Genomic DNA, 12,880 nt, shown 5'->3' with positions numbered 1-12,880 from the left:
TCCGGCAGAACCGCCATCCTTGGCAAAGGGCAACTCCCAGGTGCTTCAGAGACCGCTCTGGCGCACCTGGTTTTCCAATTCGGCCTTGAGCCCCGGCGCCAGCTGCAACTGACGCGCCAGCTCGTCCAGATAGGCCTTTTCCATGAAGTGTTCTTCATCCACCAGCATCACGCTGGCCAGGTACATCTCGGCCGCCATCTCCGGGGTGCTGGCGGCACGGGCCACATCCGCCGGGTCCAGGGGTTTGTTCAACTCGCTGTGCAGCCAGTTTTGCAATTGCGGGTCGTTGTCCAGCTTGCGGAACTCGCCCTCGATCAGCGCCCGCTCACGCTCGTCCACATGACCATCGGCCTTGGCCGCCGCCACCAGGGCCTTGAGGATCGCCTGGCTGTGCTGCTCCACCTGCTGCGCCGGGAGCCGGTCGAGGGTCTGCGGCTCGTTGCCTGGGGCGCTGCCCTGTTGTGCCTGCCAGTTGCCATAGGCCTTGTAGGCCAGCACTCCGAGGGCTGCCAGGCCGCCATAGGTCAGGGCCTTGCCGCCAAACTTGCGGGCCTTCTTGTTACCCAGCAGCAAGCCCATGGCGCCGGCCGCCAGGGCCCCGCCGCCCGCTCCGGACAGCAGTCCGCCCAGCCCGCCGGCCTTGCCGCCGAGCAAGCCGCCGAGGCCAGCGGAATCGGTTCGGGGCTTGTCCGTTGGCGCCGCGCCGGTCTTGTTCTGCAGCAACTCCTGGCCGGACCTGAGTAATTGATCGAGCAATCCACGGGTGTTCATCTGCCGCCTCCGGAAAATTAGGTGTCACATCGACACATAAGGCCGTAAGCCTAGAGAGAAGTGCCCAGGTTCAGGGGGACGATAGTGCTTCTGAATGTTGCTTTCCCACGAGCAGCCCCCCCTTGTAGGAGCTGGCTTGCCAGCGAAGGGGCCCCGCGCCGGAAATGCCTGCATCAAAGGCCCTCCATCAGCCCCCACCCAGGCCGCCAGACTGGATTAGCGCCCCGAGTTACGGCACTATCCGCCGCCAGAAAAAGCCCCGGCGCCATCGCCCGGAATCGCTGAAGACCTTCCGGCAGCAAGGATGCGCCCGTGCCCCGACAGAACCCCGCCACCGCCCACGAGTGCCGCCGATGAGCCTGGACGCCGTAGGCCGTTATCACCTGATACGCATCATCACCGGCCTGGTGCCCCTTTCGCTGCCGGCGCCGCTGTTCTATCTGGCCCATTTCTGGGGCATATCGGTGTATCGCAGCCACTTCGGTTCCATCGCCAAGGGCTTCGGCATGGGAGTGATGGTCGAACTCCTGCTCCATCTGCTGATCATCGTCAGCGTGCTGGTGGCCCTGGTGCCCAACCTGAAGGTCAAGCTGGGCCTGGTCGGCGCCCTGGTGCTGTTCACCGCCTGGGCGATGTTTCCCGACCATCCGATACGCGGCTACGTCTATTGCTTCCTGATGAGCGTACCGCCGCTGCTGGCGATCTGGCTGGCGCAGTGGCTGTGCCGCTGCTTCGTACCGACACCTCCGCCGGGCAGACCATGACCGACGCTCCGCCTCCAACCTCAATGAGTTCGCCGATGCCCGCCCTTCGTCATCTCTTGCGCCCGCTGTTCACCGTCCTGCTGCTCGGCGCCGCCACCCAGGCGGCCCAGGCCGCTGCGCCCGCCTGCCCGTCCAGCGACCTGCCGACTTTCGCCAAGGCCTTTGCCAGCAGCCCGGAGCTGCAGCAGGCGTTCAGCGACTCGCCGTTGATCGAACAGCGACCGACCCATGACGAGTACGGACGCGAGATCACCACCCGGCACAAGCTGACGGGCGATACCCGCCACCTGCTGACCCTGCTCGATCCAGAGACCCAGGCTCGGGCCGGGCTGCAAACCTTCTGGGAGAGCCAGACCCTGGTGGTGCATGACCCACTGGGCGACGTGGTCCAGGCCTTCGTCTTTCAACAGGGCGCCTGCTGGCAGCTGGTACGGGTGGAACAGTGGTCCATGGACGGCCTGCTCAATCAGGACGCTCCGGCCAATGAAACTGCACTACAGCGGCAGATGCGCAAGGCCGATCTGTTCCTGGGCTACGGCGGTCGGGAGCAGTACCTGTTGACCAAGTACTTCTTCGAGCTGGGTCAGCAGATTCTGCTGGACGCCGCCCGGCATGGCTCGGCCAAGGCAGCGGTGCAGGCGGTGAGCCTGGGTTACTCGGGCATGGCGCCGGAGCTCAAGCCCGGGGAGCCGGAAGAACTGCTGCTGCCTTACGCCCAGACCGATGCCGAGGCGGCGTTGATGCTATCCATGTACTACTGCGATCCGCTCGGCGATGGCTCCGTCACGCAATGCCAGCAACCGCGCAAGTCCGAAGAGTTGGTGCTGCGCACTGCCCGGGAACTGGACTCGGCCAACGCCTACTACTACCTGGGCAGCGGCTACGCCGAGGGCAAGTGGGGCACCACCGATGGCCCGCGGGCCCTGGCCTGCTACCGGGAAGCGATCAAGCGTGGCGACCTGAACAGCCTCCGGCACCTGACCTGGTGGACAAAAAAAGGCGAAACGCCCGCCGGCGAAGCCCAGTGCCTGGATGCCCAGGCTCCAGTGGGGAGCTAAGGCCCCTGTGGTCTGCCCCCAAGGCGTGGAAGATGGGCATCACGCTTTTTGACTCTTTTTCACAAGAGTTTGATTGCCCGCACACGGCCTGATCGCGTTAATTGAGCGTTCACTCAAGTACCCAAAGGCCGTCCCATGCTTCCCGCCCCCCAAGAACCCACCCTGCTGCCAAGGCCCTGGAGATGAGTGCGCTGGTGCCCGTCCAGGCAGCACGCCTGCAGCACGTGGACGCCCTGCGCGGCTTTGCTCTGCTGGGCATCCTGGCGGTGAACATCTGGTCCTTCGCCGACCCGTACTACACCTCGCCGGTGAGCAATCCAGCCTATGCCGGCAGCCTCGATCACCTGATCCGCTGGCTGGTGTCGGTCCTCTTCGAGGCCAAGTTCTACCTGCTGTTCTCCTTTCTGTTCGGCTACAGCTTCACCCTGCAGATGGCCTCCGCCGAACGCTCGGGGGAACGCTTCGTGCCGCGCATGTTGCGTCGGCAACTGGCCTTGCTGGCCATCGGCCTGGCGCATGGGGCGCTGTTGTTCTACGGCGAGATCCTCTCGCTGTACGCCCTGCTGGGCCTGGTGCTGCTGGCGCTGCGCGGATTGTCGGCAAGATGGGCGGCGACCCTGGCGATAGTGCTGATCACGGGAACCGCCGTGCTGATCCTGCTGTTCGGTGTCCAACTGCTGAACGCTGGCCTCTACACCGGCGTCGCCGACGGCGAACCGGTGCTCAAGGACATGGCCCTGGGCGGCGATGCCCTGGACACCCTGGCCTACAACGCCTCTCATCTGCTGGAGACCGCTTCTGCCCTGTGGCTGCTGCAGGGCCCCAGCACCCTGGCGATGTTCCTGCTGGGCTATGTAGCCGGGCGCAAAGGCCTGCTGGTGGCGCCTTACCGCTTTGAGCGCAAACTGCCAGGGCTGCTGGCCGTGACCCTGCCCCTCGGCCTGGGTAGCGCCCTGCTCTACGGATACTGGGCAGCCTACGCCCCTGGTGGCGGTCTGGAAGTCATCGGCTACGGCATCAGCCAACTGACCGCGCCGCTGCTCTCGGCCAGTTACGCCATGCTACTGCTCAGGGCCTTTCACGCCCCTCTGGGCCAGCGCCTGTGCCAACGCCTGGCCCCTCTGGGACGGATGTCACTGAGCAACTACCTGCTGCAATCGCTGATCCTCTGCCTGCTGTTCACCGGCTACGGACTGGGGCTGATCAACCATCTGTCGCCGCTGTGGATGCCCGTCCTGGTGATCGCCATCTACCTGCTGCAGATGCAGCTCAGCACCCTGTGGCTGCGCACTCATCAGTACGGTCCTTGCGAGTGGCTGCTGCGGGCGGTGACCATCGGTGCCTGGCCAAACTGGCGCAAGCCCCTCCAGGCTTAAACCAGACGCAGATAGAGGTGGATGTCCTCGGGCTCGAGGCGCAGCAGCTCCGGGTCCGGGACGGCCAATGGCTCACAGCCCAGGCTGGTGTAAAAATCCACGGTGTGCCGCGACGGCGTGGCCGACACGTACAAGCCCTGGGCGCCCATGATCAGGGCCTGCTCCCGGGCCAGGGCGAAGAGTTGCCGACCCAGGCCAAGGCCGCGATATGCCCGGCTCACATGCAGGAACTTCAACTGCCGCAAGTCCAGCCCGGCGCCCTCGATGGGCAGGCAATCGACCACCGCTGCCGCCACCAGCGCCGAGCCATCGAACACCCCATGCAACCAGCCGCCGCGCTGGTAACACTGCTGCAAGATCAGCGCGTCATGCTCAGCCTCGCCCTGCGGCCAACCCTCCACCACTTCATGCTGGGCATAGCGCAGCAGAACGCCATCCTGAAGACGGTAGAACTCATCGATGACCTCTGAGCGGTCGATCAATTTGAGCCGTTGGATATCGTCTTCGATGAGCAAGCGCGGGTGCAGCATGGGCGGGGTTCCTGGAGCTGATCGGTGGTTACCAATGGACACAAGCTAATCATTTTTCTGCCCCTGGCGAACCGTTTATTCTATCCGGCGTCTGTTTACAGTCCGTTGCGTTTGGCCGATGGCATGACCGAACCTCACCTCGCGATCCCCTCATGCAGCCAGGAACGGCTGGGGATCTTTCCCCGTACAAGGTTCACCTATGCACCGCAGGAATCTCCTCAAAGCCTCCATGGCCCTAGCGGCCTACACCGGCCTCTCGGCCAGCGGTCTGCTGGCAGCCAGGGCCTGGGCCGGCGCCGCTGACGGCCAAGCCCAGGCATTCGACTTCGATCAGCTCAAGGCCCAGGCCAAGCAACTGGCCGCCAGCAAGTACGTAGACACCAAGCAGGTGCTGCCACCGACCCTGGCGAAGATGACGCCGCAGAACTTCAACGCCATCCAGTACGACAGCCAGCACTCGCTGTGGAATGACCTGAACGGCCAGCTGGATGTGCAGTTCTTCCATGTGGGCATGGGCTTCAAGCAGCCGGTGCGTATGCACAGCGTCGATCCCAAGACTCGCCAGGCGCGGGAAGTGCACTTCCGTCCCGCGCTGTTCAACTACCAGAACACCAGCGTCGACACCGCCCAGCTCAAGGGCGACCTGGGCTTTGCCGGCTTCAAGCTGTTCAAGGCACCGGAACTGGACAGGCATGACGTGGTGTCCTTCCTCGGCGCCAGCTACTTCCGTGCGGTGGACGCCACCGGCCAGTACGGCCTGTCGGCCCGGGGCCTGGCCATCGACACCTACGCCAAACGCCGCGAGGAGTTCCCCGATTTCACCCAGTTCTGGTTCGAGACCCCGGACAAGGACAGCACTCGCTTCGTGGTCTACGCCCTGCTGGATTCACCGAGCGCCACCGGTGCCTACCGCTTCGACATCGACTGTCAGGCCGAGCGCGTGGTGATGGACGTCGACGCCCACATCAATGCCCGTACCGCCATCGAACAACTGGGCATCGCACCGATGACCAGCATGTTCAGCTGCGGCACCCATGAACGGCGCATGTGCGACACCATCCACCCGCAGATCCACGACTCCGACCGCCTGGCCATGTGGCGCGGCAACGGCGAATGGATCTGCCGGCCGTTGAACAACCCGGCGAACCTGCAGTTCAACGCCTTCGCCGACAAGGACCCGAAAGGCTTCGGCCTGGTGCAGACCGACCACGAGTTCGCCAGCTACCAGGACACCGTGGACTGGTACAGCCGCCGCCCGAGCCTGTGGGTCGAACCCACCACAGCCTGGGGCGAAGGCAGCGTCGACCTGCTGGAAATCCCCACCACCGGCGAAACCATGGACAACATCGTGGCCTTCTGGACCCCGAAAAAACCGGTGGCCGCCGGCGACTCCCTGAACTACGGCTACAAGCTCTACTGGAGCGCCCTGCCGCCGGTAGGCACGCCCCTGGCACGAGTACACGCCACCCGTTCCGGCATGGGCGGCTTCGTCGAAGGCTGGGCCCCGGGCGAGCACTACCCGGAAGTCTGGGCGCGGCGCTTTGCCGTGGACTTCACCGGTGGCGGCCTGGATCGCCTGCCAGCCGGCACCGGCATCGAACCGGTAATCAGCGCCTCCAACGGTGAGGTTAAGGATTTCAGCATCCTGGTACTGGACGAGATCAAGGGCTACCGCATTCTCTTCGACTGGTACCCAACCAACGACAGCGTCGAACCGGTGGAACTGCGGCTGTTCATCCGCACCCACGACCGCACCCTGAGCGAGACCTGGCTGTACCAGTACTTCCCGCCGGCACCGGACAAACGCAAATACCCGTGATCGGCTGACGGCCCCTGGCCCGCCCTACGGGCCCCTTCGCCGGCAAGCCGGTTCCTACAGACCACACCGCCTCCGTAGGAGCTGGCTGGCCAGCGCAGGCGTCCTGAAGCCAGGCACAAAAAAAACCGGCCCACACGGGCCGGTTTTTTTTACATCGGCAGGACCTTAATCACGCAAGTCCGACTCATGAATCGGCTGATCCCTGTGGGTTGCCCGCTGATACTGCGCCGGCCAGATCGCCTTGCGCCCGCCCAGATCATCATCGGCATGCAGCGGCCAGTAAGGATCACGCAACAGCTCCCGGGCGAGAAAGATGATGTCCGCCTGACAGGTACGCAAAATATGCTCCGCCTGGGCCGGTTCGGTGATCAGCCCGACGGTACCGGTGGCAATCCCCGACTCCTTGCGCACTCGCTCGGCAAAGCGCGTCTGATAACCCGGCCCGGTGGGAATCTCGGCATTGGCCGCGGTGCCTCCGGACGACACATCGATCAAATCCACCCCCAGGTCCTTGAGCCGCCGCGCCAGCTCCACGGTCTCGTCCGGGTTCCAGCCGTCTTCCACCCAGTCGGTGGCCGACACCCGCACAAACAGCGGCAGTTCCTCGGGCCACACCGCGCGCACCGCCTCGGTCACCTGCAACACCAGGCGAATGCGGTTTTCGAACGAACCGCCGTATTGATCCTGGCGCTGATTACTCAAGGGCGAGAGGAACTGATGCAGCAGATAGCCATGGGCGGCATGCACTTCCACCACTTTGAAACCGGCCTCCAGCGCACGTTTGGCGGCCGCAACGAAGGCCTGGATGATCTCGCCAATCTGCCCCTCATCCAACTGGGTGGGCGGCGTGTGCTGCGGGTCGAAGGCAATCCGTGACGGCCCCACCGGCACCCAGCCGCCGTCCTCGGGTTTGACGCTGCCGGACTTGCCCAGCCAGGGCCGATGAGTACTGGCCTTGCGCCCGGCATGGGCCAGCTGGATGCCAGCCACGGCGCCCTGGGCGGTGATGAAACGGGTGATGCGTTGCAAGGGTTCGATCTGCGCGTCGTTCCACAAGCCCAGGTCCTGGGCGGTGATCCGGCCCTCGGCGGTGACCGCCGTGGCCTCGGTGAAGATCAACCCGGCGCCGCCGACGGCGCGGCTGCCCAGGTGCACCAGATGCCAGTCGTTGGCCAGCCCGTCCACCGACGAGTACTGGCACATGGGCGACACCGCGATGCGGTTGAGAAGGGTCAGTTGACGCAGGGTATAGGGTTCAAGCAGCAGACTCATGGGGCACCTCTCGGTCAATGGTCAGGCTCCAGGGTTCTGTTTGAACGGTCGACGAGTGACTGCGAAGTGAAGCGCCCGCCCCCGCGGGTAGAAGAATGACAAAAGGTCACAAGGCCAATCAGACAGTGCTTAGAGACTAGTCGACAACACTGCCGCCAGCAGGGTTCCTGATGATTGCCCGGGCAAAAACCTTGCGCCCGGGCGGCACAAACGCCAGCCGCTGCGGCGGGACAGCGGCTGGCGGAGCGTCAAATCGCAGGGCCCCGGCGATTGCCATCGAGCAAGGCCTCCACCACGCCACGGGCCATCTCCACCGAATGCACCAGCGACCAGATCAACCCGCGCTCTACGCCACTGGCCTGCTCGGTGATCTCGTCGGACACCTCCTCGGCGGACTTGAGCAGCATGACAACGTGGAGCAGTGCTTCTTCGGCACTGATACCGGGGCGCACAGTGAAGGGGTTATCGGGGCCCGCAGGACCAGCGGCGGTGGGTTGCAGCGTCGCGATCAGCGAACCCTCTACGCCGATAATGGCCAGGGCATGGCGAACCCTTTCATTGGCCAGATCGTGGGCAGGATTACGACGGGAAGAAGGAGGGGAAACAGGCGGATCGGGACGATCTTTTTCATGGTGCAGTTCCTCGACGATGAAGCCTCCACACCTAACGCTGCTAGACGTTTAAAAAGGTGGCGGCTGTACGCGGGCTAGCAGACCGGGTCGAGGAACCGGTGCGCCCGAAAGCGCCCCCACGCACAGCCGCCATAACAGCACACTGCAAATATGAATTGCAGTGCTGATGGCATCGCTTGCGTTCGACCCGGGCTGCTATTCCCGATCACTGATAGGCAGTGATGAACCGAGACTAGTCAGCTGAGTAGATCGCCACAAGCGCCCGGGAGTGTCTCGGAAACCCCTTACAAAAGAAAGAGACATACCGCCATCCCGCTTCCCCAAAGTCTGGCGAAACCAGCCACAGCGTCCCTTAACGCGGTTCAATATGGGCAATCATCAACTGCACGGTTTCCTGGCCCCGGAACTCGTTGAGGTCGAGCTTGTAGGCCAGTTCCACCCAGCGGATGGTGGGGTTGGGCCAGACTTCGCGGTCGATGCCGAAGGCGATGCCGTCCAGTTTCAGCGAGCCGCATTCGCTGCGCAGCACCACTTTCAGGTGGCGTTCGCCAACGATGCGCTGCTCCACCAGTTCAAACACGCCATGGAACATCGGCTCGGGGAAGTGCTGGCCCCAGGGCCCGGCATGGCGCAGGGCGCGGGCCAGTTCCAGGTGGAACTCTTCCACGGCCAGGCTGCCGTCCGACAGCAGGCGCCCGGTGAGGTCTTCTTCGCGCAGCTGGCGCCGCACTTCTTCGTCGAAAGCCTCGGCGAAGGCCGGGAAGTTCTGCTCCGGCAGGGACAGACCGGCGGCCATGGCGTGGCCACCGAACTTGCTGATCAGTTGCGGATGGCGCGCGGCCACCGCGTCCAGGGCGTCACGGATATGGAAGCCCGGCACCGAACGGGCCGAGCCCTTGAGCATGCCGTCGCCAGCATCGGCAAAGGCGATGGTCGGGCGGTGGTAACGCTCTTTCAGGCGCGAGGCGAGAATCCCGATCACGCCCTGGTGCCAGTCGGCATCGAACAGGCACAGGCCGAACGGCATCGACTCCACCGGCAATTCCTTGAGCTGGGCCAGGGCTTCGCGCTGCATGCCCTGCTCGATGGATTTGCGGTCCTGGTTCAGTTCGTCCAGCTGAGCGGCCATGGCCCGAGCGGCGGAAACGTCGTCGCTGAGCAGGCACTCGATACCCAGGCTCATGTCGTCCAGGCGTCCGGCGGCGTTGAGCCGTGGACCAAGGATAAAACCCAGGTCGGTGGAGGTAATACGCGAGTGATCGCGCTTGGCCACTTCGAGAATCGCCTTGAGCCCCGGCCGCGCGCGACCGGCACGAATCCGCTCCAGGCCCTGATGCACCAGGATGCGGTTGTTGGCGTCCAGGGGCACCACGTCCGCCACGCTGCCCAGGGCCACCAGATCCAGCAGCTCGCCAATGTTCGGCTGCGGCCGGGTTTCATAGCGACCCAGGCTGCGCAGGCGTGCGCGCAGGGCCATCAGCACATAGAAGATCACCCCGACCCCGGCCAGGGCCTTGCTGGGAAACTCGCAACCCGGCTGGTTGGGGTTGACGATGGCGTCCGCCGCCGGCAGTTCATGGCCGGGCAAGTGGTGGTCGGTGACCAATACCTGCAAGCCTGCTGCCTTGGCCGCCGCCACGCCTTCGACGCTGGAGATGCCGTTGTCTACGGTGATCAAAAGCTGCGGCTCGCGCTGCAGGGCCACGGCAACGATTTCCGGGGTCAGGCCGTAGCCGTATTCGAAACGGTTGGGCACCAGATAATCGACATGGGCCGCGCCCAGCAGGCGCAGGCCCAGCAAGCCCACGGTGCTGGCGGTGGCGCCGTCGGCGTCGAAGTCGCCGACGATGAGGATGCGCTGGCGCTGGTCCAGAGCGGTCACCAGCAGGTCCACCGCGGCGTCGATGCCCTTGAGCTGCTGATACGGGATCAGCCGCGCCAGGCTCTTGTCCAGCTCCTCCACCGACTGCACGCCACGGGCGGCATAAAGGCGGGTCAGCAGTGGCGGCAGATCGCCGAGAAAGGGCAGGACGGCGGGCAACTCACGGGGTTCGATACGCATGGGCTAACAGCAACTTCTCTTGGGGGACGGTGGATCGTTCAGGTGCGGAGCGGGCGATCAGCCGCGCTCGCCCAGCAGCCATTCCAACTGGACTTCGTGCTGACCGCGATCGTCGGTGACGAAGATCGTGCCTTCGCTGATCATCACGTCCCACTTGATGACGCGCGGCATGTCCTTGGCCAGGGTCTCGAGGACGTCCTGGGGCACGCCGGCGATGTTGAGGTTCTTCAGGTTCTTCACCGCGTCCACCACCCGGGTCTGCCAGACCCGCAGGCTGCCGTAGGCCAGCAGGCTGGTGCGCTCGGTGCGTCGCGAGCACCAGGTCAGGCGATCGGCGTCCGGCTGGCCGACTTCGATCCAGTGCAGTACGCGATCGTCCAGGCTCTTTTCCCACAGGGCCGGTTCATCCACATCCGACAGACCCCGACCGAACGACAGGTGCTCGTTGTACCAGAAGGCGTAGGCCAGCAGTCGCACTGTCATGCGCTCTTCGGTTTCCGAAGGGTGACGGGCGATGGTCTGCTTGACGCTTTCGTAGACCCCGCGGTCGAGGTCGGTCAGGTTCAGTTCGAATTTGTAGGTGGTGGACGGCTGGGCCATGTGCGGGCTTCTTGAGTGTGCGAAAAGGCGGCAAGTCTAACCCGAAACCTGCCGCCCTGCCCGACCACTGACCGGGCCACCCCTGCCCTGGATGACATCCGCTGAAACGCATTGGCTGGGTAAAGTCGGTTGCCAGCCTGTAGCCATGGCTTTATAACCCCGCGCAAACCGGCTGGCGCGCACCGCACCAGAGCCGCTGTGCAATAGAAAAGGACGTCCATGACCCTCTTTGTCACCCTGCTTGTCATCGTGCTGGTGTTCATCGCACTGATTTTGTACTCCCGCCAGAAAACCGCCGATCGGAACGAGGGTCTGGAGCTGACCAGCAACCTCACCGCCCAGATCAATCAGACCCTGCTGCTGAGCAAGGCCGAGCCGCTGCTGGCGCTGAAACTGGCAGAGACGCTACCCGGCGAGGCCCGGGAACTGGCCTTGCAGCTGGTGGCCAGCGAGCTCTACCTGGCCGGACACAAGGCCCAGGCCCAGGCGATCTACCAGCAACTGCCGCCCCACGCCCGGGAGTACGTGCTCAATACCCTGATCGAAACACTGCTCGACACCGACGATACCCAAGCCTGCCTGGAACTCCTGGAGAACTGGGGGCAATCCCTGCCCAGCTGGCCGCTGCTGCAAGTGCGTATCCTCCAGGCCCGTGGCGAACAGGACCGGGCCCTGGCTGTGCTGGGCGAACTGAGTGACCCGCAACAGCAGGCCGCCCAGGAACGCCAGAGCATCGGCAACCTGCTGATCCTGGCGCACCTGCAACATCAGGCCGGGATGCAGGACGCGGCACTGGCCAGCGTCGAGCACGCCTGGTCGACGTTTGAGGCATCCGAGGAAAGCCATCGCCAGTCGATTCTGCGCAGGCTGTTCGAGGCCTGCGCGACCCTGGGTCAGTTCGACTCGATCCTCACCCGGGCCGCGCCACTGCCGGCAGAAGAACAGGCCCAGGCAGTCGCCGCCCTGATCAAGGCCGGTCAACTGGACTCTGCCCTCAGTCTGCTGGCCCCCATCAGCGAAGACCTCTACTACACAACGCACAGCGAACTGCTGGACCTGGCCCTGGCCCTGCCGCCGATCGATAACGCCCTGCGCCTGCTGGACAAGGCCCCCGACATGCATCGCTACAGCCTGCTGCTGAGCCTGCTGAGCCACATGGCGACACAAGGGCAGACCGCAGAAGCCGAGGCTCTGTTACTGACCCTGGAAACTGAACCGAGCCAGCATCCGGGCCTGATGCTCAGCCTCTGTGAACAGCACCACGCCACTCACCCGCAATGGGCCGAGGCACTGCTGGCCAAGGCGCTGCAACAGATCGACGGGTACAAGAATGACCATGAGTTCTGGAGCGGCATGCGCATGCAGGCCCTGCGAACCCAGCTACAGCTGCAAAGCCGGCTGCCGGCCCATCGTCGGGACAGCTGGCTGGTACGCAGCGGCCTTGAGGAATTGCACAGCCTGCACCAGCAGGAGGACGGCGAACAGCAATTGCTGTGCATTCGCGAGCAGACCAAGCTACTGCACGACCTGGGGCAGACGGCCCAGGCCAGGACCCTGCTGGAGCAGGCCCTGGCGTTGCTGGACAGCGACACCCTGCCGGAGGTCGATGAGATGGACAAAACCTTCTACCTGGAGGACATCGCCAGCGCCTACCTGAGCATCGACGAGGCGCAGCAGGCCCAGGTCCTGCAGGATCGATTGCACAGCCTGGAGGCCGGCAGTCGCGACCTGGAAGAGGACCTGCTGCTCAATCACATCGAGCACCAGCGCTTCGCCCAGGCCATCGAAGCCCTGAACCTGAGCGTCTTGCTCAGCGACAAGAAGCCTCTGTCGCGTCTGTATCAGGCCCTGGAGGAGCTGCACACACGGGCCCCCGAGCGGGCCAGCGAACTTCAGCAGCAACTGATGGAGAGCTTTAGCAGCGGCATGGCCTGGCGCACCTCTCAGGCGAACTGACCGCCTCCCGGACCGACACCCGCCTGGCTGCAACCCGTTG

At 64.4% G+C, this 12,880-nt stretch carries 11 protein-coding genes; 5 read left to right on the top strand and 6 right to left on the bottom strand.

Annotated elements, in window-relative coordinates; all coding sequences use genetic code 11:
- Positions 1-45: 45 nt before the first annotated feature.
- Complete coding sequence (locus ACSSVC_RS09465) at positions 46-771, bottom strand: tellurite resistance TerB family protein (protein WP_492612219.1); 726 nt, start codon at positions 769-771, stop codon at positions 46-48.
- Positions 772-1,124: 353 nt separating this feature from the next.
- Here ACSSVC_RS09465 and ACSSVC_RS09460 point away from each other — a divergent pair, with 353 nt between their 5' ends.
- From ACSSVC_RS09460 to ACSSVC_RS09450, 3 genes are all read left to right on the top strand, one after another.
- Positions 1,125-1,535, top strand: a complete 411-nt coding sequence (locus tag ACSSVC_RS09460; RefSeq protein WP_492612218.1) for a hypothetical protein — start codon at positions 1,125-1,127, stop codon at positions 1,533-1,535.
- A gap of 35 nt (positions 1,536-1,570) precedes the next feature.
- Positions 1,571-2,593 (top strand): SEL1-like repeat protein, encoded by a 1,023-nt coding sequence (locus ACSSVC_RS09455; protein ID WP_492612217.1) that lies wholly within the window; start codon positions 1,571-1,573, stop codon positions 2,591-2,593.
- A gap of 182 nt (positions 2,594-2,775) precedes the next feature.
- On the top strand, positions 2,776-3,969 hold the full coding sequence (locus ACSSVC_RS09450) for a DUF418 domain-containing protein (RefSeq protein WP_346633470.1): 1,194 nt from the start codon (positions 2,776-2,778) through the stop codon (positions 3,967-3,969).
- Here the strand turns inward: ACSSVC_RS09450 and ACSSVC_RS09445 are convergent.
- A complete protein-coding gene (locus ACSSVC_RS09445; protein WP_346633471.1) occupies positions 3,966-4,499 on the bottom strand; it encodes a GNAT family N-acetyltransferase in 534 nt (177 codons plus the stop codon). The genes ACSSVC_RS09450 and ACSSVC_RS09445 overlap by 4 nt on opposite strands.
- Before the next feature lie 199 nt (positions 4,500-4,698).
- On the opposite strand from ACSSVC_RS09445, the gene ACSSVC_RS09440 reads away from it, so the two are divergent.
- Complete coding sequence (locus tag ACSSVC_RS09440; protein WP_346633472.1) at positions 4,699-6,318, top strand: glucan biosynthesis protein D; 1,620 nt, start codon at positions 4,699-4,701, stop codon at positions 6,316-6,318.
- 165 nt (positions 6,319-6,483) lie between these two features.
- Here ACSSVC_RS09440 and ACSSVC_RS09435 read toward each other — a convergent pair whose 3' ends face one another.
- From ACSSVC_RS09435 to ACSSVC_RS09420, 4 genes are all read right to left on the bottom strand, one after another.
- Positions 6,484-7,590 carry an NADH:flavin oxidoreductase/NADH oxidase gene (locus ACSSVC_RS09435; RefSeq protein WP_346633473.1) on the bottom strand — a complete coding sequence of 369 codons (1,107 nt, stop codon included), beginning with the start codon at positions 7,588-7,590 and terminating at the stop codon, positions 6,484-6,486.
- A 248-nt stretch (positions 7,591-7,838) separates the two neighbouring features.
- Positions 7,839-8,156 (bottom strand): DUF6124 family protein, encoded by a 318-nt coding sequence (locus tag ACSSVC_RS09430; RefSeq protein WP_492612556.1) that lies wholly within the window; start codon positions 8,154-8,156, stop codon positions 7,839-7,841.
- Between the two features lie 418 nt (positions 8,157-8,574).
- Positions 8,575-10,284 (bottom strand): single-stranded-DNA-specific exonuclease RecJ, encoded by a 1,710-nt coding sequence (gene recJ / locus ACSSVC_RS09425; protein WP_053156512.1) that lies wholly within the window; start codon positions 10,282-10,284, stop codon positions 8,575-8,577.
- 57 nt (positions 10,285-10,341) lie between these two features.
- A complete protein-coding gene (locus tag ACSSVC_RS09420) occupies positions 10,342-10,884 on the bottom strand; it encodes a YaeQ family protein (RefSeq protein ID WP_346633475.1) in 543 nt (180 codons plus the stop codon).
- A 219-nt stretch (positions 10,885-11,103) separates the two neighbouring features.
- Between ACSSVC_RS09420 and ACSSVC_RS09415 the strand changes: the two genes are divergently transcribed.
- Positions 11,104-12,840 carry an ATP-binding protein gene (locus ACSSVC_RS09415; protein ID WP_446439003.1) on the top strand — a complete coding sequence of 579 codons (1,737 nt, stop codon included), beginning with the start codon at positions 11,104-11,106 and terminating at the stop codon, positions 12,838-12,840.
- The last annotated feature ends 40 nt before the right edge of the window (positions 12,841-12,880 follow it).

The sequence above is a fragment of the Pseudomonas sp. E1BtOHC1 genome (genome assembly GCF_058744285.1).
This window is presented reverse-complemented; position numbering and strand designations above follow the sequence as displayed.

Bases quoted from the DNA above. Each gene is read 5' to 3' on its own strand.
- ACSSVC_RS09465 (WP_492612219.1), bottom strand. From the start codon at position 771: ATGAACACCCGTGGATTGCTCGATCAATTACTCAGGTCCGGCCAGGAG.
- ACSSVC_RS09460 (WP_492612218.1), top strand. From the start codon at position 1,125: ATGAGCCTGGACGCCGTAGGCCGTTATCACCTGATACGCATCATCACC.
- ACSSVC_RS09455 (WP_492612217.1), top strand. From the start codon at position 1,571: ATGCCCGCCCTTCGTCATCTCTTGCGCCCGCTGTTCACCGTCCTGCTG.
- ACSSVC_RS09450 (WP_346633470.1), top strand. From the start codon at position 2,776: ATGAGTGCGCTGGTGCCCGTCCAGGCAGCACGCCTGCAGCACGTGGAC.
- ACSSVC_RS09445 (WP_346633471.1), bottom strand. From the start codon at position 4,499: ATGCTGCACCCGCGCTTGCTCATCGAAGACGATATCCAACGGCTCAAA.
- ACSSVC_RS09440 (WP_346633472.1), top strand. From the start codon at position 4,699: ATGCACCGCAGGAATCTCCTCAAAGCCTCCATGGCCCTAGCGGCCTAC.
- ACSSVC_RS09435 (WP_346633473.1), bottom strand. From the start codon at position 7,590: ATGAGTCTGCTGCTTGAACCCTATACCCTGCGTCAACTGACCCTTCTC.
- recJ (WP_053156512.1), bottom strand. From the start codon at position 10,284: ATGCGTATCGAACCCCGTGAGTTGCCCGCCGTCCTGCCCTTTCTCGGC.
- ACSSVC_RS09420 (WP_346633475.1), bottom strand. From the start codon at position 10,884: ATGGCCCAGCCGTCCACCACCTACAAATTCGAACTGAACCTGACCGAC.
- ACSSVC_RS09415 (WP_446439003.1), top strand. From the start codon at position 11,104: ATGACCCTCTTTGTCACCCTGCTTGTCATCGTGCTGGTGTTCATCGCA.